This window comes from Shinella sp. GW821-FHT10F02, assembly GCF_058809275.1.
Map to the genome: position 1 here is coordinate 639,965 of NZ_JBXASL010000002.1, position 21,086 is coordinate 661,050.

Sequence of the window (21,086 nt, forward strand, 5' to 3'; positions counted from 1 at the left end):
CGATACGCCAAAGGCGAGGGTGGTGCCAGCAGTCCGCAGGAGTTCGTCATCGGGGCCGGCATCACACCGGTTCCTTCACAAACGAAGAAAAGGGGAATGTCATGAAAACGAAGATTCAATCGGGTGTTCTTACCGCCGCAGCGATCCTGCTGTCTGCAAGCCTTGCCTTGCCGGCTTTCGCCCGCGACCTGACCGTCGTCTCCTGGGGCGGCAATTATCAGGACGCGCAGCGCGACATCTACTTCAAGCCCTTCGCGGAAAAGTCCGGCAAGCCGGTGCTCGACGAAGCCTGGGATGGCGGCATCGGCGTCATCCAGTCGAAGGTCAAGGCCGGCGCGCCGAACTGGGATGCCGTGCAGGTGGAGGCCGAAGAGCTGGCGCTCGGTTGTGCCGACGGCCTCTATGAAAAGATCGACTGGGACAAGATGGGCGGCAAGGACAAGTTCCTCGACAGCGCCGTCAACGACTGTGGCGTCGGCGCCATCGTCTGGTCCACGGCGATCGCCTATGACGGCGACAAGCTGAAGGAAGGCCCGGCCTCCTGGGCGGATTTCTGGAACGTCGAGAAATTCCCAGGCAAGCGCGCGCTGCGCAAGGGGCCGAAATACACGCTGGAATTCGCGCTGCTCGCCGATGGCGTGTCGAAGGACGAACTCTACGACGTGCTCGGCACCGACGAAGGCGTCGAGCGTGCCTTCAAGAAGCTCGACGAGCTGAAGGCGAACATCGTCTGGTGGGAATCCGGCGCCCAGCCGCTGCAGTTCCTCGCCTCCGGCGAAGTGGCGATGACGTCGGCCTATAACGGCCGCATCACCGGCATCAACCGCACGGAAGGCAAGAACTTCAAGGTCGTCTTCCCCGGCAGCATCTACGCCGTCGATAGCTGGGTCGTGCTGAAAGATGCTGAAAACAAGGACGCCGCGCAGGACTTCATCGCCTTTGCGAGCCTGCCCGAGCATCAGGCGAAGCTGCCGGAATTCGTCGCCTACGGCCTGCCGAACAAGGACGCGGCTGCCAAGGTTCCGGCAGAATTCGCCAAGGACCTGCCGACCGATCCCGCCAACATGACGGACTCGATCGCGCTCAACGTCGATTTCTGGATCGACAATGCCGAAACGCTGACCCAGCGCTTCAACGCCTGGCTGGCCCAGTAAGAACATCCATGACGAAGGGCGCCGCCGGCGCCCTTCCTGTCTGGCCGGATGCGTTCCCGCGGATTCCCGAGGGCCGTATCCTTCGCCTCTAGCGATGGAGTCTTTCGTGGCCGAATTCATCCGCTTCGACCGCATCACCAAATTCTACGGCCCGCTCTGCGTGGTCGAAAACCTCGATCTCGGCATCGGCAAGGGCGAGTTCGTCAGCCTGCTCGGCCCGTCCGGCTCCGGCAAGACGACGCTCCTGATGATGCTTGCGGGCTTCGAGCAGCCGACGTCCGGCAACATCGTGCTGGACGGCACGGCGATCAACGATGTGCCGACGCACAAGCGCGACATGGGCGTCGTCTTCCAGAGTTATGCTCTGTTCCCGCATATGTCGGTCGGCGAAAACGTCGCCTTCCCCTTGCAGATGCGCGGGCTCGGCAAGGCCGAGATCGCCCAGCGCGTGGCGCGAGCGCTGGATATGGTGCAACTGTCGGCCTTCGTCGATCGCCGGCCATCACAGCTTTCGGGCGGCCAGCAGCAGCGCGTGGCGCTGTCGCGCGCGCTGGTCTTCGAGCCGCGCGTCGTGCTGATGGACGAGCCGCTCGGCGCGCTCGACAAGCAGTTGCGCGAACAGATGCAGCTCGATATCCGCGACCTGCACCGCAGGCTCGGCCTGACAATCGTCTTCGTCACGCATGACCAGTCGGAGGCGCTCACCATGTCGGATCGGGTGGCGGTCTTCAACAAGGGCAAGATCGAGCAGATCGGCACGCCGCGGCAGGTCTATGACGAGCCGGCGACGCGTTTCGTTGCGGAATTCATCGGCGAGACCAACCTGGTCGAGGGTGTCGTCGAGGGCGTGCAGGGACAGGAGGCGACCGTGCGGCTGTCCTCCGGCGCGCAGATCGTCTCGGCCGTGTCCGGCAGCGTCGCCTCCGGCCAGCCGGTCCTGCTCTCCATTCGGCCGGAACGGGTCGATCTCAGCGAGACACGCGGCGACCAGCGCAACTGCCTGGAAACGGAAGTCACCGATTCCGTCTACCAGGGCGATCATCTTCGCGTGCAATTGCAGAACGCCGCCCATCCGCTGATCGCCAAGCTCGGCCGCCGCTCGCGCGAATTCGCGCCGGGGACGCGGGTCTATGCGGCCTTTTCGGCCGGCGACTGCCGGGTCATCGCGCAATGAGCGCGGGCTCGTCGCGCACCGGGCGCTCGCTGATCCTGCTGGCGCCGCTGCTGATCTTCCTCATCGGCTTCTTCGTCTGGCCGCTGTTCAGCATGATGTCACAGGCGGTGTCGGATCCAGCGGTGCTGCGCCTGCTCCCCCGCAGCGCGCAGGTGCTGCCGGACTGGGACCGCAAGTCGCCGCCGACCATGCCGATGCAGGCGGCGCTGATGCAGGACCTGAAGGCCGTCAATGACGACCAGGCGCTCGGCGACATGGTGCGCCGCCTCAACAGCGCCCGCTCCGGCTTTCGCACCCTGATGTCGAAGACGACGAGTGCGCTCGACGACGTCGAAAACCCGCCCGTCGACCTCGTTTCCATAGACAAGCGCTGGGAGAGGCCGGAATTCTGGCTGGCGATCGCCGATGCGCTGTCGCCGCTGACCGACCGCAACCTGCTCGCCGCAGTCGATCTCGGCCGCAATGCCGCAGGCGATATCGAGCACCTGCCGGCCGACCAGTCCGTCAACCGCGTCATTCTCGTGCGCACCTTCTGGATCGCGGCCCTCGTCACCTTTTTCTGCGCCTGTATCGGGTTCCCCTATGCCATCATCGCGGCCTCGCTCGACGGCTGGAAGCGCGACCTGATGCTCGGCGCCGTGCTGCTGCCGCTCTGGACCTCGCTTCTGGTGCGCACCGCCGCCTGGTTCATCCTGTTGCAGGAACAGGGCCTCATCAACGATCTTTTGCGCGCGATTGGCCTGATAAACGCGCCGCTGCCACTGATCTTCAACCGCACCGGCGTCATCATCGCCATGACCCATGTGCTGCTGCCCTTCATGGTGCTGCCGATCTATTCCGTTCTGATCACCATCCCGAAGAACCTGATGCCGGCCGCCGCGTCGCTGGGCGCGCCACCCTGGCGGGCCTTCCTGCGCGTGCTGCTTCCCTTGAGCCTGCGGGGCGTTGCCTCCGGCAGCCTGCTCGTCTTCATCTCGGCGATCGGCTACTACATCACGCCGGCGCTGATCGGCGGGCCGGGCGACCAGATGATCTCGTCGATCATCGCCTTCTACGCTACGGGCTCTGCGAACTGGGGCATGGCCGGCGCGCTCGGCGTCGTGCTGCTCATCGCCACGCTCCTGCTCTACAGCGTCTATGCGCGGCTCTCCAGCGACGAACCGGGGAGGCGCTAGGCCATGCCGATGAAATTCGCCAAAGTCACCTTCGCAACGCTGACGATCCTCTTCCTCGTCGCCCCGCTCATCGCCATCCTGCCGCTCGCCTTCACGTCGAGCGTCATTCTCACCTATCCGATCCCATCCTGGTCGCTGCGCTGGTTCGAGGAACTGTTCACGGCGGATGCCTGGCGCCGCGCGATCATCAACAGCCTGATCATCGGCACCGGCACGACGCTGCTCGCCACTGTGCTCGGCACCGCCGCCTCGCTCGGCCTGCGCAACCGGCTGATCTTTTTCCGCGGCTCGATGCGCACGCTCTTCCTGCTGCCGATGGTGGTGCCCGCCGTCGTGCTCGGCGTCGGCATGCAGGTGCTGCTCGCCGGCTTCGGCCTGACGAACAGCTATGCCGGCGTGATCATCGCCCACACCGTCGTCGCCGTGCCCTTCGTCATCGTCAGCGTCACCGGGGCGCTGGCCGGCATCGACGAGCGCGTGGAACTCGCCGCGCAGAGCCTCGGCGCCGCGCCCATCACGGTCTTCCGCCGGGTGACACTGCCGCTCGCCATGCCTGGCGTGCTCTCCGGCGCCGTGCTCGCCTTCGCCACGTCGCTCGACGAGGTGGTGCTGACGCTCTTCGTCGCCGGCCCCAACCAGCGCACGCTGGCCCGGCAGATGTTCTCCAGCATTCGCGAGAATATCAGCCCGGCGATTGCCGCCGCCGCCTTCCTCTTCATCGCCGCGACGGTCCTCATCGGCCTTGTCGTCGTGCTGTCGCGCTCCATGCTGGCCAAGCGGCGCTAGCGTCTCAGCACGGCGGCGAGAACGTCATAAACGCGCGGCTCCAGCATATGCGCGACGTTGAAGCGCATGAAGCCGGTGGCATTCTGCGAAACGCTGAACACATTGCCGGGGGCGAGCACGACGCCCTCGGCAACGGCGGCCTGCGCCACCTCGCCGGAATCCACCCCCTCCGGCAGCCGGCACCAAAGATAGAAGCCGCCGCGCGGCGAAAGCCAGGGTTCGATGCCGAGCCGCGACAGCCGGTCCGCCGTCTCGCGCCGGGTGCGCACGAGCTTGCGCCGCAACTCCTCCATATGTTTGCGATAGCCGCCGCCGGCCAGCATATGCGCGATGATCTCGCTGGACATCGGGCTCGGGCCGCCGAAATTCGTAGCGATCTGCAAGTCCACCAGCCCTTCGATCCAGTCCGGCCGCGCCGCGATATAACCGCAGCGCGCCGAGGCCGAGAGCGTCTTGGAAAAACTGCCGATGCGGATGACACGGTCCAGCCCGTCGAGGGCCGCAAGCCGCGTCGACGGCTCCGGCTCGAAATCGGCGAAGATGTCATCCTCGACGAAGATCGTCTCGCTACCCGCCGCGGCGTTCAGCAGGCGATGGGCGACCTGCGGCGACAAGGTGGCGCCGGTCGGGTTGTGGATTGCCGAATTGGTGATGTAGAGCCGCGGCCGCACGACATTCAGCACTTTCTCGAAGGCCGCGACATCCGGCCCCGACGGCGTATAGGGCACGCCGACGACCGTCACCTGATGCGCCTTCAGCAAAGCCTGGAAATTGAAGTAACAGGGGTCGTCGATGAGCACCGTATCGCCGGGGCGCAGGAGGAAGCGGCAGATCAGATCGAGCGCCTGCGTGCCCGAACTCGTCAGCATCAGGTGGTCCGGCCCCGCCTCGATGCCTTCCTCCGCCAGCCGCCCGAGCAGCAGCCGGCGCAGCGCCTGAGACCCGCGCGTGCTGCCGTAATAGGAAAGCAAATCGCCATCGCTGCGCGCAAGGCTGCGGATTGCGCGGCGCAGCGCCTCGTCCGGCATCCAGTCCGCAGGCAGCCAGCCGCAGCCGGGTTTCAGCACCGTGGCATCCGCATCGAGCGATTGCCGCGACACCCAGAAGGGATCGACCGCGCGCGCCTTCGGCGTCTCCGCTTCCGCCAATTTCAGCGGATGCAGGCCGGCATTCGAGACATAGAACCCGGACCCGCGCTGCGCCCGAATCAACCCCTCCGCTGCGAGGCGATCATATGCTTCGACAACGGTGGACGGCGAAACCCCCATGGAAGCCGCAAAACGCCGGATCGAGGGAAGCCGATCGCCGGGCGCCAGGGCGCGGCTGGCGATCCGGCCGCCGATCGCCGCCACGACCTCGGAAATCCGGGTTCCCGCCGCAGCGTCCCTCGCAAAGCTTGCCTTCATTGTACTGGTCCTTGAACGCATACAGTTCTTTCGAATTGTACTGCTCCGTTTCTGTTTCCGCCAGCCCCACGGATGTACGAAGGATGCGAATGCGAGGTGTCATGAAATCATCCATGGAAGGCTGGGGCAGCGGGCTCGTCGGCGTCATCATTTTCAGCGGTTCGCTGCCGGCGACCCGTTTGGCCGTGTCGGATTTTTCGCCATTATTCCTGACCTCGGCGCGCGCCGTCATTGCCGGGCTGTTGGGCGCAGCACTTCTCTTCGCGCTGCGCCAGCCGAAACCCTCGCGCGACGCGCTGTTCTCGCTGACGATCGTGGCGCTGGGCGTCGTCGTCGGCTTCCCGATGCTGACCGCGGTGGCGCTGCAATATATCACGTCCGCCCATTCCATCGTCTTCATAGGATTGCTGCCGCTTGCGACCGCGATCTTCGGCGTGCTGCGGGGTGGGGAGCGGCCGAAACCGCTGTTCTGGCTGTTTTCCGGCATCGGCAGCGCGACGGTGGTCGGCTTCGCGCTCAATTCCGGCGCAGAGGTCTCGCTCGTCGGCGATCTGCTGATGGTCGCCGCTGTCGTCGTCTGCGGGCTCGGTTATGCGGAAGGCGCGAAACTCTCGCGCACGCTCGGCGGTTGGCAGGTCATCTCCTGGGCGCTGATCCTCTCGCTGCCGCTGATGGCAGTCATCGCGCTCGTCTCGCTGCCGCAGACCTGGGCCGGCATCGATGGCGGCGCCTGGGCCGGGCTCGCCTATGTCTCGGTGTTCAGCATGCTGATCGGCTTCGTCTTCTGGTATCGCGGCCTGGCACTCGGCGGCATCGCCGCGGTCGGCCAGCTACAGTTGCTGCAACCCTTCTTCGGCCTGCTGCTCGCCGCCTTCCTGCTGCACGAAAAGGTCAGCCCGCTGATGGTCGTCACCACGCTTGCCATCGTGCTCTGCGTCGCCGGCGCACGGAAATTCGCGCGCTAAGAGGCTGTTCAGAGCGAGGCCGTGATGCCGCCGTCGACATAGAGGATGTGCCCGTTCACGAAGGATGAGGCATTCGAGGACAGGAAGATGCAGGCGCCGACGAGTTCCTCGACCTTGCCCCAGCGTCCGGCCGGCGTGCGTTTTTCCAGCCAGTCGGAGAAGGCGGGATCGGCGACGAGGGCGGCATTCAGCGGCGTATCGAAATAGCCGGGCGCAATCGCGTTGCATTGCAGGCCGTATTTCGCCCAATCGGCCGCCATGCCCTTGGTGAGGTTGCCGACGGCGCCCTTGGTGGCCGTGTAGGGCGCGATACCAGGGCGGGCGAGCGCTGTTTGCACGCTGGCGATGTTGATGATCTTGCCCGCGCCGCGCTTGATCATGTGCCGGGCGACGGCCTGGCCGACATTGAAGACGGTCGAGATATTGGCCTTCAACAGCCGCTCGAAGGCATCCGCCGGAAAGTCCTCCAGGGCCGTACGATGCTGCATGCCGGCATTGTTGACCAGGATGTCGATGGCGCCGACCTCCGCCTCGAAACCATCGACGGCCGCGCGCACGGCCTCGTGGTCCGTGGCGTCGAAGGCGAGCATGTGTTTCGCCCCGAGGTTTTCCGCGGCCGCCGCCAGCCTAGCCGCATCGCGTCCGTTGAGGATGACCTCGGCGCCCGCCGCCGCAAGGCCCCGCGCGAGCGCAAGGCCGATGCCCTGCGAGGAGCCGGTGACGAGGGCGCGTTTGCCCGTCAGGTCGAAGAGTTCGGTGCTCACGGTTCCTCCCGGGGCGAAGTCGATCAGGCCACCCTGCATCAGACGCCCCGCGGTGGCAAATGCGGCCGCGTCGGAACGAACAAAGGTCGGTGCAAGGAATGGAGCCAGCGGGGGAAATCTGCTATGGCTGTGTCGTGAGCCGTCCTTGCCCGCGACGATCGTGTCCGGCAAAAAACGCTCTGGGAGATCTGGATGGCGGTGGATGTTCGGACGTCGAAGGATGTGAGCGGGGCAGCAAGCCCCAAGGCGTTGCGCGTCGGCTTCATCCTGTCGAAGAGCTTTACGCTTTCCGCCTTCGCGCTGTTCGTGGATACGCTGCGGCTTGCCAGCGACAGCGAGGACCGCTCCCGGCGCGTCCATTGCGACTGGGACGTGCTGAGCAGCACGCGCAATTTCATCTCCTCGTCGAGCGGCATCCAGGTCGCCCCCACCGCTCCCTTCGCCGATCCCTCCTGTTTCGACTATATCGCCGTCGTCGGCGGCCTTCTGAAGGTCGACGAGCCGATCGACAGCTATGCCCTGGCCTACCTGCGCAAGGCGGCCAATGCCGGCGTCGGGCTGATCGGCCTGTGTACCGGCAGCTTCATCCTCGCCGAGGCCGGCCTGCTGAAGGGGCACACGGCCTGCGTGAGCTGGCTTCACCACCGCGAATTCCGCGGCCGCTTTCCCGATATCGAGGCGACGTCGGAGCAGATTTTCCGCTTCGACGGCAAGGTCGCCACCTGTGCCGGCGGCAGCAGCGTCGCCGATCTCGCAGCGACGCTCGTGCGCCACCATGTCGGCGAGGCGGCGGAGCGCAATGCGCTGGAAATCCTGCAGATCCGCCACCGCCGCGACGCCACCGACCTCCAGCCGCGCAATCCGCTCGGCCTCGAAGCGCGCGACCGCCGCGTGCACCTTGCCATCATGATGATGGAGCAGCACACCGAAGACCTGCTGTCGATCGACAGCATCGCCACCATGACGAACGTTTCCCGCCGCCAGCTCGAACGCCTGTTCGAGAGCGACATGGGCGCCTCGCCGAGCGCGATCTACATGAAGATCCGCATGGCGGCCGCGCTCAACATGGTGGTGCGCACCAACAAGCCGCTGATCGAGATCGCGCTCGAAACCGGCTTCGAGAGCCTGTCGCACTTCACCCGCCGTTTCCGCGCCGCCTTTGGCGATACGCCCTCGCAGATCCGCCGCGACGGCCGCCGCCAGGCAGGCTGAGCGGGGCAAGCTGACGGGCAACTTTTCCGGCCGCTTGGAACCAAGCCGCCCGCCAGCCGTTCGGTCTCCATTGCTGATAAGGAGACCGTAATGGCAAGCAACGACGTTCAATCCCAGATTTCCGCTCTTCGCGCAGAAATCGCCGCGCTTCAGAAGGACCTCGGCGAGCGGGGCAGCGAAGCCTATGACACGATCCGCGATCGCGCCGGCAATGCCGTCGAGGCTGCCCGGCCCGCTGTCCGTTCGGCAACGAAATATGTGCGCAATGAAGGCGCTGCCGTGGCCCAGGCCGCGCGCGAGCATCCGGCCGCACTGTCCACCGTGGTGCTGACGGCCGGCCTTGCCGGTGTCGTCATCGGCTATCTGCTCGGCTCCCTCGAAAGCGAGCCGCCGCGGCGCCAGCAGCGCTGGTTCTGAACTGGAAAAGCCCGGCACTGCCGGGCTTTTTCATGGGCTTCAACAAACGGAGGCAAACCATTGCCTCCGCTTATTCTTACCGGTGCCGCAGGCCGAAGAGGTAGCCGATAAAGGCGGCGCCTGCGAGGGTCGCAAGCGGATTGGCCTGGATCGTCTGGCGGATATCCTCGCGCAGCGATTCCGCCTTGGCGACGGCAAGCTGGCCGGTGCCTTCGGCGATCAGCCCCGCGGTTTCCTTCAGCCGGCTGATTTCCGCCTTCAGCACTTCGATCTGTTCGCTGACCGTCGCTTCCGCAGCCGCCGCACGGGCATCCTCCGAAATGCTATCGCCACTTTCAACGACACCAAGCGTGCGCTTGCCGGTGCTCTTTTCGTCAGCCATGGACATGTCTCCTGGATTTGATGGAATGGCATAAGCAAGAACGACCGCCGCGCCCGTTGGTTCCAGCCGATGATTCAAACTGTGATCTTTCCCCTGCGACTCAGTGATTGACTCTCGCGCGCTTTGAGAACAAATAAAGAACAAACCTTCTCGAACCCGGGAGCCGCAACGCCGATGTCCGCCTCCGCCGCCCATGCCGTTGTCGCCGATCTGCGCGACCGCATCCGGCAGTTCGATGGCCGTGCCGCGCGCGACCGGGCGGTGCTGCCCTTCGGCGTGCCTGACATAGACGACCGGTTGCCCGGCGGCGGGCTGGCGCTCGCCAGCCTGCACGAAGTCTGCGGCGGCGGGAACGATGCGGTCGAGGGCGCGGCCGCCATGCTCTTTGCCGCCGGCATCGCGGCGCGCACGAAAGGGCAGGTGCTCTGGGTCCTGACGCGGCCCGATCTCTTCGCGCCGGCGCTCGCCCAGGCGGGGCTCGCCCCCGGCCGCGTGATTTATGTGGAGGCGGGCGATGAAAAAAGCCTGCTCCTCTGTTTCGAGGAGGGCCTGCGCCATGGCGGGCTGGGTGCGGTGGTGGCGGAGGTGGCGCGGCTGTCTCTGACCGCCTCGCGACGCCTGCAACTGGCGGCAGAGGCGGGCGGCACGCTCGGCATTGCGCTGCGCCGTTTCAAGCACCGGTCGGAGGAGAGTGCCTTTGGGCAGCCCTCTGCCGCCGTGACGCGCTGGCGGGTTGCCGTCCGGCCGTCCGTCGCCCTTCCCGTGCCCGGCATCGGCCGGGCGCAGTGGCTTTTGCAACTCGTGCGCTGCCGGGCCGGCGAGGCGGCAGACTTTGACGTGGAGGCACCCGATGCCGAGGGTCGTATCGCTTTTTCTTCCCGGCTGGCCGATCGATCGTCTGAGGCGGGCGCTTGGCGCCTCGGCACCTCCGCCTGACAAGCGGCTCGTGCTCGTCGGCCGGGAGGGCTCGCGCCGCATCCTGACCGCCGTGAGCAAGCCTGCCGAACAGGCGGGCCTGCGCGTCGGCATGCCGCTCACCAAGGCCCATGCGCTGGTGCCCGAGGTCGTGACCATGCCGGCCGATCCCGCGGCGGATGCGGCGGCACTGGAGCGCCTGTCGCTCTGGGCCTTGCAGCACTATGCGCCCATCGTCGCGCCCGATCCGCCGGATGGCCTGGTCATCGACACGACCGGCGCCGACCATCTGCATGGCGGCGAGGAGCGCATGCTGACCGGTCTCGTCAACCGCCTCGCGGCCTCCGGCATTTTTGCGCGCGCGGCGGTGGCGGATAGCTGGGGTGCCGCGCATGCCGCCGCCCGTTTCCTTGCCGATCCCGTGCGCGTCATTGCGCCGGGCACGGTGGGCGAAACCGTGGCGCCGCTGCCGATCCTGGGGCTCCGGATACCGCCGGAAACCGTGACAGGCCTGCGCGTGCTCGGCTTCGCCACTATCGGCGATGTGCTGGCCGTGCCGCGCGCGCCGCTGGTGCTGCGCTTCGGCCCGCTCCTTGGCCGCCGGCTCGATCAGATCCAAGGCACGATTTCGGAGCCCGTCGATCCGCTGCGCGATCCCGATGTCGTGACGGTCCGCAAAGTGTTCGGCGAGCCGATTGGCGCGCCCGAAACCATCGCGCGCTACACGAAGGGCCTCGTGCACGATCTCTGCCAGGCGCTGGAAAAACGCGGCCTCGGCGCCCGCCGGCTCGATCTCCTCTTCCACCGCGTCGACAGTTCGCTCCAGGCGATCCGCGTCGGCACGGCACGCGCCGTTCGCGATGAAGAGCGTCTCACCCGACTCCTCTCGGACCGCATCGAGACGATCGATCCGGGTTTCGGCATCGAGATCATGGACCTGACCGCCACGCTTGCCGAACCGCTCGTCCTGCAACAGGCGGTCTCCTCGCTGATCGAGGAGGAGCAGGCCGACATTGCCGGTCTCGTCGACGTGATCGCCAACCGCATCGGGGCCGCCCGCCTCTACCGCATCGCCCCCGTCGAAAGCGACGTGCCGGAACGCTCCTTCCGCCGCATTCCGCCGCTCTCACCCGATGTCGGCACGACCTGGCAGAACCGCTGGCCGCGCCCGGCGCGCCTGCTGGCCCGGCCCGAGCCGATCGAAGTCATGGCGCTCCTGCCCGACCACCCGCCCGCCTCCTTCACCTGGCGCGGAAAGCGCCGGCTGGTGAAACGCGCCGACGGTCCCGAACGCATCTTCGGCGAATGGTGGAAACGCGACGCCGAACTTGCCGCCGTGCGCGACTATTTCCAGGTCGAGGACGCCGCCGGCGAACGCTTCTGGCTCTTCCGCTCGGGCGATGAACAGCAGGTGACAGCCGGCCTCGGCCGCTGGTTCCTGCACGGAATTTTCGCATGAAGCCGCGCTACGCAGAGCTCCAGGTCACGTCGCACTTCTCGTTCCTGAGAGGGGCCAGCAGCAGCGACGAACTCTTCCTGACCGCCCGGGCGCTCGGTATCGACGCCCTCGCTGTCGTCGACCGCAACAGTCTCGCCGGCATCGTGCAGGCGCACCGGGCGGCAAAGGAGACGGGCGTGCGCCTCGTCGTCGGTTGCAGGCTGGACCTCGTCGACGGCATGTCGCTCATCGTCTACCCGACCGACCGCGACGCCTATGGCCGCCTCTGCCGCATGCTCACCATCGGCAAGAAGAAGGCCGGCAAGGGAAAATGTCATCTCGACTGGTCGGATGTCGTCGACTGGAACGAAGGCCTGCTCGCCGTGCTGATACCCGACGAAGCCGACGAGACCACCACCTTCCACCTCCGCCGCCTGCGCGAAGCTTTTGGCAACCGCTGCTACATGGCCCTGACCCTCCGCCGCCGCCCGAACGACCAGTTGCGGCTCTTCGACCTCTCCAATCTCGCCACGCAACACCGCGTCCCCACCGTTGTCACCAATGACGTGCTTTACCACGAGCCCGGCCGGCGCATGTTGCAGGACATCGTCACCTGCATCCGCCACAACGTCGTCATCGACAATGCCGGCTTCCTCCGCGAACGCCACGCCGACCGCTACCTGAAACCCCCGGAAGAAATGCACCGGCTCTTCCCCCGCTACCCGGAGGCACTTCAGCGGACGTTGGAGATCGTCAAGAAGTGCGCCTTCTCGCTGGACGAGTTGCAGTATCAGTACCCCGACGAGAAAGAATATGCCCATCTCACACCGCAAGAGGCGTTGGAGAAATATACGTGGGAGGGAGCGGTTGAAAAATATCCGGAAGGGCTACCCGAAGAGGTAAAGGAAAAAATCCTTCATGAACTGCGCCTTATCGCGAAGATGGAGTACGCTCCTTATTTTCTAACCGTAAATGCCATTGTCCGTCATGCCCGCTCGTTGCCGATACCGATCCTTTGCCAAGGCAGGGGATCTGCAGCGAACAGTGCCGTTTGCTACGTGTTGGGGATCACAGCCGTGAACCCATTGGGCAATGGGCTTCTTTTCGAACGCTTCGTTTCGGAGCAGCGGGGAGAGCCCCCCGATATCGACGTCGACTTCGAACACGAGCGTCGAGAAGAGGTCATACAGTGGATTTATAAAGCCTATACCCGGGAACGCGCCGCCCTCTGTGCGACCGTCATCCGATACCGCTCCCGTGCGGCGATGCGCGATGTCGGACGAGCATTGGGCATGCCGGAGGACGTACTGAAAGCGCTGTCCTCTCAGACATGGGGCTGGTCAAACGATATACCGAAATCACAAGCCGAAGGGATCGGCTTGAACATAGATGATCGGCGTCTCCGCTTATTGCTGGAGCTTTCCCGACAGCTCATCGGAATGCCTCGTCACCTTTCCCAACACCCCGGCGGGTTTGTGCTGACTCGCGACCGGCTGGACGACCTCGTGCCGATCGAGCCGGCAAGCATGGACGACCGACAGGTTGTCGAATGGGACAAGGACGACATCGAATATCTAAAGTTCATGAAAGTCGACGTGCTGGCGCTCGGTATGCTGACTTGCATGCGGCGCGCTTTCGACTTTCTGAAGGAACATAAGCGAAAGCACTATACCCTCGCCAACATTCCGCAAGAAGATGCGGAAACCTATACGATGATTTCTAAGGCGGACACGCTCGGCACTTTCCAGATCGAAAGTCGTGCGCAGATGTCGATGCTGCCGCGACTAAAGCCAGAAACCTTTTATGACATTGTAATTCAAGTTGCGATTGTACGGCCCGGTCCCATCCAAGGTGACATGGTACATCCTTATCTCCGGCGACGGCAAAAGTTGGAAAAGGTTGAATACCCGGACGATGCCTTCAGAAAGGTACTCGAAAAGACCCTCGGCGTACCGCTGTTTCAAGAGCAGGCTATGCAAGTCGCCATCGTCGGCGCGGGCTTTTCGCCCGGCCGTGCCGATCAGTTGCGTCGCGCAATGGCGACTTTCAAACAGACCGGTGGCGTTGATAAGTTTCGGCAGGAACTGATCGCTGGCATGACGAAGAATAAATATCCGCTGGAATTCGCCGAACGCATGTGCCGCCAGCTTGAAGGCTTTGGCTCCTACGGTTTTCCGGAAAGCCACGCCTACAGCTTCGCCATCATCGCCTACGCCTCCGCGTGGATGAAGTGCCATCACCCGGACATTTTCTGCGCAGCGCTGCTCAACTCGCAACCCATGGGCTTCTACGCGCCGGCGCAGATCGTGCGCGATGCGCAGGAGCACGGGGTGGAAGTGCGACCGGTCTGCGTCAATGAGAGCCGATGGGATTGCACGCTGGAGCCGACGGAGGACAAGGACCGCTTTGCGGTGCGGCTTGGCCTCAGGTTGATCAAGGGGTTGAACGACAAGAAGCTGGACCGCTTCTTCGGCGAGCGATCGCAAGAGCCGTTCGTCTCGGTAGACGATCTTTGGCGGCGCGCCGAATTGCCGGTGGCGACGTTGGTCGAACTGGCTGAGGCGGATGCCTTTCGGCCGTCGCTGAGGCTAGCCCGGCGCGAGGCACTCTGGGCCATCCGTGCGTTGCGCGACGAACCGCTTCCACTCTTCGTCGCGGCGGCTGAACGGGAGGCGGCGGTGATCGCGGAACTGGACGAGCCGGCCGTTGCGCTTCGTCCCATGACGGCGGGCAACGAGGTCGTCGAGGACTATGGTCATGTCGGGCTGACGCTGCGGGCCCATCCCGTCAGCTTCCTGCGGGAAGATCTGCAACGGCAGAAAATCCTCTCCTGCCATGTCGCGACGAACCTGCGCGACCGGACCCGGGTCGAGACGGCCGGCGTGATCCTCGTGCGCCAACGGCCGGGTTCAGCCAAGGGCGTCATCTTCGTGACGCTCGAAGACGAGACGGGCATTGCCAACCTCGTCGTCTGGAGAAAGGTTTTTATCGCTTATCGCAAGATCGTGATGGGCGCCTCCATGCTCGGCGTGAAGGGCTATATCCAGCGCGAAGGGGAGGTGGTGCATGTCGTCGCGCAGCACCTGACGGACCTTTCCGGCATGCTCGCCAGCGTCGGCCATCGCGACGGGCCGTTTCCGCTGCCGCACGGACGCGGCGACGAATTCCACCACGGCAGCCCGCCACACGATCCGCGTGGCGCGCCAAAACTTGTAAAACCGCGAAATCTCGTCGACGGCTACGGCCATATCGATGAAATCCGCGTCAAATCCCGCGATTTTCACTGACCGGTTCACATGAAGTCGCGCGGGATCGCCTTTTCGAAGGTCTTCTCGAAAACCTGTGCCTCGCCCTCGAAGGCGCGCACGCTTGCCGAGATCAGCCAGTCCGTCGCGGTGCAGGCGATGGTCGCGGTCGAGACCGTTCGCACGAACCAGCCGGGGCGCTGCATGTCACAGGTCCAGACCGCCGTGCCGGTCATCGAGAGCGGATCGTTTTCGGCGATCGACCAGAGTTCATCGCGCACCTGCCGCGTGGCAAGCCCCGTGCCGGGATGCTCATAGAGGCCGGTGTCCTCGTAGATCGAATATTCGGTGAGGCCATTCGTCAGGTCGCGCTCCACGCCGCGCGCCGTTTCGCCGGGCGCACGCTCGGTATATTTCGGCAACGGATCAGGATTTTCCGGCTCGGGAAGCGTGATGACTTGATGCGGGCCGAGCTTTGGCAGGGCAAGGCCAAGCGAGGCGAGGTCGATCGTGACGCCGGCATCCGTCGGCGGCGGCAGCACCATCGGCCAGTAGGCGGTCGAGAGCGACAGGCGGATGCGATGGCCGGCGCGGAAACGATAGCCCATCGCATCGAGCACGAGGCGGATGCGGGTTTTTTCGCCGCGTGGCATGGCCTCCGGTGCGGCATTGCCGCCGCGATGCGCGAGGTTCACGACGCCGAAGGTGACGCGCGTCGCCGTGCCGTCCGGATGCACATCGACGAGGCGGGCGCAGAGATTGGCGATGTCGGCCTCCGTCGCGATGTCGAGCTCCAGCACCGGCTGGCCGAGGAAATCCTGGGGCTCCGCAAGCGGCGGTGTCTCGATGACGAGCGAACCGGCATCGTCGAGACGCTGGTCGAGCGCCATTTCCGCATCCGGCTTCAGCGTGAACCACTCGCCGGCCATGATACCGGTGTCGAGCGGCGATTTCAGAAAGCGGTCATGGCCGACGGCGCCGGCAATCGGCATGCCGGGCGCAAGCGTGCCGTATTGCTCCACGTAGAAGGTCGCCATGTCCGGCGTCTGCCAGCTATCCTTGGCGATCCAGAAACCGGGGTCGTTTTCGCGGCGGAGCGACGGGCGGGCGGCGTCCTGGATATAGGCGCGCACCTGCGGAGTGTTTTCCGCGCCGTTCTCCTCGCCGCGCAGCCAGCGGTTCCACCAGGCGATCGCCTCGGCGTGGAAATCCATGCGGGGCTTCGGCCAGGCGAAATGCGGATATTTGTGCACCCATGGGCCGACGAGCGCCTTCGCCTTGTCGCCAAGACCTTCGACGGCCTTCAGCGGCGTGCTGCGATAGCCATCCGCCCAGCCGGCGATGACGAGGGCGGGCACGGGGAAGCCGGCAAAATCCTCTGCGATCGAGCCGTGTTTCCAGAAGGCATCGCGGCGCTGGTGTTGCAGCCATTCCTCCAGGAAGAAAGGCTCGTTTTCCAGCCGCTCCAGCCACATGGCCTTCCAGCGATCGCCGACGAGTTCCGGATCGGGCGAACGCGACTGGTAGGCGAGCATGGTGGCGGCCCAGGAGAGCTGGGCGGAAAGGTGCGTGCCGTTCTTGTAATGGATGTCGTCGTTATAGCGGTCGACGGTGGAGGCGATGGAAATGACGGCCTTCAGTGCCGGGGGCTTGAGTGCCGCGACTTGCAGGCAGTTGAAGCCACCCCAGGAGATGCCCATCATGCCGACCGCGCCGTTCGACCAGTGCTGCGCGGCGATCCAGGCGATGAGTTCGCAGGCATTCGCCAATTCCAGCGGCGTGTATTCGCCATCGATGACGCCGTCGGATTCGCCCGAGCCGCGGATATCGACCCGCACGCCCGCAATGCCGGCGGCGGCGAAGACCGGGTAGGTCGATTCATCGCGCGGGCTCGTTCCATCGCGCTTCCTGTAAGGCAGGAATTCGAAGACGGCAGGCACGGGATGTTGTTCCGCACCCTCCGGCATCCAGATGCGAGCGGCGAGCCTCGTGCCGTCGGCAAGCGTGATCCACTGGTTTTCGATGACGGTGAAGGCGCGGTCTGTCATGGGAAATCCTCTCGTGCGCCTCTTTATGGCGGGGGCACGCGGGGCGGGCAATATGGTTGTTTTGACCTTGCATGTCGCTTTTGTCTTGGCGCTTGCCGACCCGGGAAAACTCGCCTACGAAAAATGGGGGACAAGCAGGGAGGGGCGCCATGCAGGATCGACACGCGGCTTTTGGAGACCGGACGCGGCTGGACGACCCCGAGCGCGCCTATCGAATCCTGGTCGCCGACCTGATCGGCCTTCGCTTCGATGCGAACGGCCGGCCGGATCACGGCGAAGTGCAGGCCCATATCGAGGCGCAGGGCGGCACGTTCCATGATGGCCCCTATGCGGGCGGGGCCCTGCCGCCCGGCATCCATTTCTTCTACCAGCCGGACCTGAGCACCAAGGACGACATCCTCGCGCAGACCGCCCATGGCCAATATGACGCGCTGATCGCCGCGGCGACCTTCATTCCGATGCAGGCCCTGTTCCCGCTCGGCGGCGTGCGCATCGGTGCCGGCACCGGCAATATGGGCTCTGCCTCCTGGGGCGGCGGCGATGGCGAGGGCGGCGTCGCACCGCTGATGAACACGCCCGGCATCAACAGCCGCGCAACGGCGCAGATGGTGATGAAAGCGGTGCTCAAGGTCACGCCGGACCTGCCGGTCGACCTCTTGCATCAACGGGTCGTCGCCGGTGATTTCGATACCGGCCGCGACCTCAAATCCTATCCAACAGGCAAGCTGGAAGGCCGCCGGATGGCGGTGCTCGGCTATGGCAATATCGGCCGCGAGGTCGCCAAACTCGCGCGCGCGTTTGGCATGCATGTCGTCGTGCATGCGCGGGCGAAACATCGGCAATGGATCGAGGCGGAAGGTTTCGAGCACGCGGAGACACCGGCCGCGGCGGCGCAGGGGGCGGATGTGCTCTCCGTCCATGTCGGCCTTGGCCGGCTCGATGCGGTGACGCGCGCCTATGCCAATGCCGGGATCGTCAGCGAGGCCGTGCTGTCGGCGATGAACCGCGGGGCGGTGGTCGTCAACTACGATCGCGGCGAGGTCGTAGATGCCGGAGCGCTCGACCGCGCGCTGGCGGCGGGGCAGGTGCGCCATGCGGCGATCGACGCCGATCTCTTCAAGGATGCGGAAAGCGGGGCGCTCAGCGGGCCGATGCTGCCCTATCTTACGCTGGCCGGCCGCCACCCCGGCAAACTCGAACTTCTGCCGCATGCGGCTGCCGATACGGACCATCCCTCCCGTGTCGCAGGCGCCTGCCAGGCGGTCGACCAGATCATCGATGCCATCCGTTACCGCCGGATCAGCAATCTCAAGGGCGGCTTGCCGGATGGCTATGTCGATGCCGGCGCGAAGGTGCCGCGCGGCATCGGGCGCGTGAATACCTTGACGCTGGCAGCCGCCGTCGCCGATCGGCGTTTCGCCGAGCTGCACGGCGTATCGCGCGAAATCGCCGATACGCTGGAGGCGATCGTGGAGGCAGTGGACGAGGGCATGACGCACCAACCGGCAAAGGGCGACGTGATCGCGCTGACCCATCTGCTGCTGCGCCAGCGCCTGCTCCTTGAAGCGCTGGGGCTGGATGGCCCTGCGGAGGCATAGAGGCGGCGGGAACTTTCGTCTTCACCGCAAGTTCCTTCCCTGACACGAAAATCAGGGAGTGCTGCCATGACCCATCAGCAAGACGAACGCGGCGATCCGCTGACCCGCACCCACGATCCCGCCCGCAAGAACTATGCGGCGCAGGAAGCCCGCCAGGGCCGCCTCGGCAAGCCGATGCTGAAGGTGCTCGGCATCAGCCTTGCGCTTGCCGTCCTCGTGTGGGGCGGCGTCGAGATCTGGGGTGAGCGGGTCGATCCGACGGTCGACACCGAACAGACATCCTCCACCTCGAACGGCACGACGACGCAGGATACGATCGACAATACCGTTCCCGGGGGTGGCGAGACGGTTCCGACGGAACGCGACCCGATCTCACAATCCGGCACCGGCGGTGACAGCCAGAGCGTTACGCCGGACGGGACGGCCAACTGATAGCGATGCGGCCGGTGCCTAAAGGTTCCGGCCGTTTTGGCGCATGACGGCGATGAGCTGGTCATGCTTGATTGCGTCGATGCGGAAACGATCATGCGGCGTGCCGCCGCTGTCTTCCGCCGCCAGCATCGCGTTGACCACCGCCTCTTCCACACTCTCCACCGCCGCCAGATAGACCAGGTCGAGATGCTCGTCGTTGATCATGTCGAGGTTGAGCATCGCCGGTGCCTTGTGTGCCATTTGCTGTGGATTGGCGGTCGAGAAGGCGAGGAAGATATCGCCGGAATTGTTGCCGCCGGGCGTGCCGTTGCGGCCGATGCCGATCGCGGCGCGGCGGGCGAGGCGCTTCAACTGGTGCGGCGCCATGGGTAGGTCCGTGGCGATGACGACGATGATGGAGCCGCGCTCCTTGAGCTGGCTTTGCGGCGTGTTGTCCTGCAGGTGTTTACCGACGGGGACGCCGCAGATCGTCAACCAGTCGCGCTGGCCGTGGTTCGCCTGCACCAGCGTGCCGATCGTGTAATCCCGATCACCGACGGTGACGATGCGGGACGCGGTGCCCGTGCCGCCCTTGAAGCCGTAGGTAATCATGCCTGTGCCGCCGCCGCAATTGCCCTCCGAAACGGGGCCGCGGGACAAATCATCAAGCGCCGCACGCACGTCCGCTTCCGTCACTGGCATGCCGTTGATGTCGCTGAGTACGCCGTCATAGGTTTCGGCAATGACGGGCATCAGCCAGAGGAAATCGCCCACCTCGTAGGTCGAGGCGTAGCGCTCCAGCATCCAGCGGGTGGTCGCGTGATGGGCGATGCCGACGCCGTGGGTGTTGGTGATCATCACCGGCCCCAAGAAGGTGCCGCCGTCCTCGATCCAGTGCGTGCCGGTCATCTCGCCATTGCCGTTGAAGCGGTGCACGCCGGCATAGACGGGGACCGGCGTTTCGCTGTCGGCATGCGGCAGGATGGCGGTGACGCCGGTGCGCACCGGGAGCTTGCGGCCGGGGCGCGGGGTCTCCTCGACAATGGTGCGGAAGCCGACGGCGATGCCCTCAACATCCGTAATGGCGTTGAGGGGGCCGGTGCGGCCGGTAAAGGGCAGGCCGAGATCACGGGCGCGGGGTTTTGTCTGGGTCATGGTCATTTCTGCCGGGAGCGAAGGTAGAGGCCGAGCGAGGCGACGACGAAGGAGAAGGTCAGCATCATCACGGCGATGGCGTTGATCTCCGGCTTGATGCCGCGCCGAAGCATGGCGAAGATGAACATCGGCAGCGTCGTCACGTCGACGCCGGCGATGAAATAGGTGATGACCAGGTCGTCCATCGAGATGATGAAGGCGAGCAACGCCCCGCCGACGATGCCGGGCAGGAGCTGCGGGAACACCACCCTGCGAAACGTCGTCCATTCGTTCGCGCCGAGATCGGCGGAGGCATGTTCCAGCGTGCGGTCCATGCCGGCCAGCCGGGCGGAGACGACGATGAAGACGTAGGAGATCAGGAAGGTGCACTGGCCGATGACGATCGTCGTGAGGCCGAGGTTGACGCCGGCATTGACGAAGAAGATCAGGAGCGCGATGCCGAGCACGATATCCGGCATCAGCATCGGCATGAACATGACGACGCGGTAGAAGCGCCGTCCGAAGAAATCGAAGCGGTAGAGCGCGATGGCGATCGCCGTGCCGAGCACGGTGGCGATGGTCGTGGTGGAGGCGGCGATCATCAGGCTGTTCCAGACGGCCTGCACGAGCTGGTCGGTCGATTCAATATAGAGCGCGCTTTCCGAAACCGCCGTCTTGAAGCCGAGGACCTGGGCGTACCATTCGGTGGTGAAGCCGGTCCAGGTCATCATGTTGACCGGGTTGGAATTGAACGAATAGACCGCGATCAGCACCAGCGGGATGTAGATGAAGGCGAAGAAAAGTGCGGTGTAGCCGATGAGGCTGCCGCGGGCGAGGGAGGCGATGATCTTCATGGTCGCCT

At 65.1% G+C, this 21,086-nt stretch carries 17 protein-coding genes and 1 pseudogene; 12 read left to right on the forward strand and 6 right to left on the reverse strand.

The window, feature by feature from the left end; all coding sequences use genetic code 11:
* Window positions 1-101 precede the first annotated feature (101 nt).
* The 4 genes from AC1RWL_RS08830 (at window position 102) to AC1RWL_RS08845 (ending at window position 4,289) form a co-directional block, all read left to right on the forward strand.
* Window positions 102-1,154 carry an ABC transporter substrate-binding protein gene (locus tag AC1RWL_RS08830; protein WP_493094312.1) on the forward strand — a complete coding sequence of 351 codons (1,053 nt, stop codon included), beginning with the start codon at window positions 102-104 and terminating at the stop codon, window positions 1,152-1,154.
* A gap of 94 nt (window positions 1,155-1,248) precedes the next feature.
* A complete protein-coding gene (locus AC1RWL_RS08835; protein WP_493094313.1) occupies window positions 1,249-2,328 on the forward strand; it encodes an ABC transporter ATP-binding protein in 1,080 nt (359 codons plus the stop codon).
* A complete protein-coding gene (locus AC1RWL_RS08840; protein ID WP_493094314.1) occupies window positions 2,325-3,503 on the forward strand; it encodes an ABC transporter permease in 1,179 nt (392 codons plus the stop codon). Before AC1RWL_RS08835 ends, AC1RWL_RS08840 begins: the two co-directional genes overlap by 4 nt.
* Window positions 3,504-3,506: 3 nt before the next feature.
* Complete coding sequence (locus tag AC1RWL_RS08845; protein WP_493094315.1) at window positions 3,507-4,289, forward strand: ABC transporter permease; 783 nt, start codon at window positions 3,507-3,509, stop codon at window positions 4,287-4,289.
* On the opposite strand, the gene AC1RWL_RS08850 is transcribed toward AC1RWL_RS08845, so the two are convergent.
* Window positions 4,286-5,695: an aminotransferase-like domain-containing protein gene (locus AC1RWL_RS08850; protein WP_493094316.1), complete on the reverse strand. Its 1,410-nt coding sequence runs from the start codon at window positions 5,693-5,695 to the stop codon at window positions 4,286-4,288. The genes AC1RWL_RS08845 and AC1RWL_RS08850 overlap by 4 nt on opposite strands.
* A 101-nt stretch (window positions 5,696-5,796) precedes the next feature.
* Between AC1RWL_RS08850 and AC1RWL_RS08855 the strand changes: the two genes are divergently transcribed.
* Window positions 5,797-6,660: a DMT family transporter gene (locus AC1RWL_RS08855; protein WP_493094317.1), complete on the forward strand. Its 864-nt coding sequence runs from the start codon at window positions 5,797-5,799 to the stop codon at window positions 6,658-6,660.
* A gap of 8 nt (window positions 6,661-6,668) precedes the next feature.
* Here the strand turns inward: AC1RWL_RS08855 and AC1RWL_RS08860 are convergent, their stop codons facing one another.
* Window positions 6,669-7,424 carry an SDR family oxidoreductase gene (locus tag AC1RWL_RS08860; RefSeq protein ID WP_493094318.1) on the reverse strand — a complete coding sequence of 252 codons (756 nt, stop codon included), beginning with the start codon at window positions 7,422-7,424 and terminating at the stop codon, window positions 6,669-6,671.
* Window positions 7,425-7,616: 192 nt separating this feature from the next.
* On the opposite strand from AC1RWL_RS08860, the gene AC1RWL_RS08865 reads away from it, so the two are divergent.
* Window positions 7,617-8,636 carry a GlxA family transcriptional regulator gene (locus AC1RWL_RS08865; protein ID WP_256117001.1) on the forward strand — a complete coding sequence of 340 codons (1,020 nt, stop codon included), beginning with the start codon at window positions 7,617-7,619 and terminating at the stop codon, window positions 8,634-8,636.
* A 90-nt stretch (window positions 8,637-8,726) separates the two neighbouring features.
* Complete coding sequence (locus AC1RWL_RS08870; RefSeq protein ID WP_256116893.1) at window positions 8,727-9,053, forward strand: hypothetical protein; 327 nt, start codon at window positions 8,727-8,729, stop codon at window positions 9,051-9,053.
* A gap of 76 nt (window positions 9,054-9,129) precedes the next feature.
* On the opposite strand, the gene AC1RWL_RS08875 is transcribed toward AC1RWL_RS08870, so the two are convergent.
* The gene (locus AC1RWL_RS08875) at window positions 9,130-9,435 is read right to left on the reverse strand and encodes a hypothetical protein (protein WP_256116892.1); all 306 of its coding nucleotides are present in this window, start codon (window positions 9,433-9,435) and stop codon (window positions 9,130-9,132) included.
* A 174-nt stretch (window positions 9,436-9,609) separates the two neighbouring features.
* Here AC1RWL_RS08875 and AC1RWL_RS08880 point away from each other — a divergent pair, with 174 nt between their 5' ends.
* The 3 genes from AC1RWL_RS08880 to AC1RWL_RS08890 are packed head-to-tail and all read left to right on the forward strand — an operon-like array spanning window position 9,610 to window position 15,075.
* On the forward strand, window positions 9,610-10,371 hold the full coding sequence (locus AC1RWL_RS08880) for an ImuA family protein (protein WP_493094319.1): 762 nt from the start codon (window positions 9,610-9,612) through the stop codon (window positions 10,369-10,371).
* Window positions 10,286-11,809 (forward strand): DUF6504 family protein, encoded by a 1,524-nt coding sequence (locus AC1RWL_RS08885; protein ID WP_493094320.1) that lies wholly within the window; start codon window positions 10,286-10,288, stop codon window positions 11,807-11,809. The genes AC1RWL_RS08880 and AC1RWL_RS08885 overlap by 86 nt, the downstream gene beginning before the upstream one ends.
* A complete protein-coding gene (locus AC1RWL_RS08890; protein WP_493094321.1) occupies window positions 11,806-15,075 on the forward strand; it encodes an error-prone DNA polymerase in 3,270 nt (1,089 codons plus the stop codon). The genes AC1RWL_RS08885 and AC1RWL_RS08890 overlap by 4 nt, the downstream gene beginning before the upstream one ends.
* Before the next feature lie 5 nt (window positions 15,076-15,080).
* Here AC1RWL_RS08890 and AC1RWL_RS08895 read toward each other — a convergent pair whose 3' ends face one another.
* Window positions 15,081-17,081, reverse strand: coding sequence for a CocE/NonD family hydrolase (locus AC1RWL_RS08895; protein ID WP_493094322.1), 2,001 nt, complete (start codon window positions 17,079-17,081; stop codon window positions 15,081-15,083).
* A gap of 185 nt (window positions 17,082-17,266) precedes the next feature.
* On the opposite strand from AC1RWL_RS08895, the pseudogene AC1RWL_RS08900 reads away from it, so the two are divergent.
* Both AC1RWL_RS08900 and AC1RWL_RS08905 read left to right on the forward strand, forming a co-directional pair.
* Window positions 17,267-18,679 (forward strand): annotated as a pseudogene (locus tag AC1RWL_RS08900) (NAD(P)-dependent oxidoreductase); the annotation flags it as partial.
* 66 nt (window positions 18,680-18,745) lie between these two features.
* The gene (locus AC1RWL_RS08905; RefSeq protein ID WP_493094324.1) at window positions 18,746-19,111 is read left to right on the forward strand and encodes a hypothetical protein; all 366 of its coding nucleotides are present in this window, start codon (window positions 18,746-18,748) and stop codon (window positions 19,109-19,111) included.
* Window positions 19,112-19,129: 18 nt separating this feature from the next.
* Here AC1RWL_RS08905 and AC1RWL_RS08910 read toward each other — a convergent pair whose 3' ends face one another.
* On the reverse strand, window positions 19,130-20,245 hold the full coding sequence (locus AC1RWL_RS08910; RefSeq protein ID WP_493094325.1) for a DmpA family aminopeptidase: 1,116 nt from the start codon (window positions 20,243-20,245) through the stop codon (window positions 19,130-19,132).
* 2 nt (window positions 20,246-20,247) lie between these two features.
* The gene (locus AC1RWL_RS08915; RefSeq protein ID WP_493094326.1) at window positions 20,248-21,078 is read right to left on the reverse strand and encodes an ABC transporter permease; all 831 of its coding nucleotides are present in this window, start codon (window positions 21,076-21,078) and stop codon (window positions 20,248-20,250) included.
* Between the last annotated feature and the right edge of the window lie 8 nt (window positions 21,079-21,086).

Coding starts and splice junctions, on each gene's coding strand:
- AC1RWL_RS08885 (WP_493094320.1), top strand. CDS start 10,286: ATGCCGAGGGTCGTATCGCTTTTTCTTCCCGGCTGGCCGATCGATCGT.
- AC1RWL_RS08840 (WP_493094314.1), top strand. CDS start 2,325: ATGAGCGCGGGCTCGTCGCGCACCGGGCGCTCGCTGATCCTGCTGGCG.
- AC1RWL_RS08855 (WP_493094317.1), top strand. CDS start 5,797: ATGAAATCATCCATGGAAGGCTGGGGCAGCGGGCTCGTCGGCGTCATC.
- AC1RWL_RS08910 (WP_493094325.1), bottom strand. CDS start 20,245: ATGACCCAGACAAAACCCCGCGCCCGTGATCTCGGCCTGCCCTTTACC.
- AC1RWL_RS08905 (WP_493094324.1), top strand. CDS start 18,746: ATGACCCATCAGCAAGACGAACGCGGCGATCCGCTGACCCGCACCCAC.
- AC1RWL_RS08870 (WP_256116893.1), top strand. CDS start 8,727: ATGGCAAGCAACGACGTTCAATCCCAGATTTCCGCTCTTCGCGCAGAA.
- AC1RWL_RS08865 (WP_256117001.1), top strand. CDS start 7,617: ATGGCGGTGGATGTTCGGACGTCGAAGGATGTGAGCGGGGCAGCAAGC.
- AC1RWL_RS08835 (WP_493094313.1), top strand. CDS start 1,249: ATGGAGTCTTTCGTGGCCGAATTCATCCGCTTCGACCGCATCACCAAA.
- AC1RWL_RS08895 (WP_493094322.1), bottom strand. CDS start 17,081: ATGACAGACCGCGCCTTCACCGTCATCGAAAACCAGTGGATCACGCTT.
- AC1RWL_RS08915 (WP_493094326.1), bottom strand. CDS start 21,078: ATGAAGATCATCGCCTCCCTCGCCCGCGGCAGCCTCATCGGCTACACC.
- AC1RWL_RS08880 (WP_493094319.1), top strand. CDS start 9,610: ATGTCCGCCTCCGCCGCCCATGCCGTTGTCGCCGATCTGCGCGACCGC.
- AC1RWL_RS08850 (WP_493094316.1), bottom strand. CDS start 5,695: ATGAAGGCAAGCTTTGCGAGGGACGCTGCGGCGGGAACCCGGATTTCC.
- AC1RWL_RS08875 (WP_256116892.1), bottom strand. CDS start 9,435: ATGGCTGACGAAAAGAGCACCGGCAAGCGCACGCTTGGTGTCGTTGAA.
- AC1RWL_RS08890 (WP_493094321.1), top strand. CDS start 11,806: ATGAAGCCGCGCTACGCAGAGCTCCAGGTCACGTCGCACTTCTCGTTC.
- AC1RWL_RS08830 (WP_493094312.1), top strand. CDS start 102: ATGAAAACGAAGATTCAATCGGGTGTTCTTACCGCCGCAGCGATCCTG.
- AC1RWL_RS08845 (WP_493094315.1), top strand. CDS start 3,507: ATGCCGATGAAATTCGCCAAAGTCACCTTCGCAACGCTGACGATCCTC.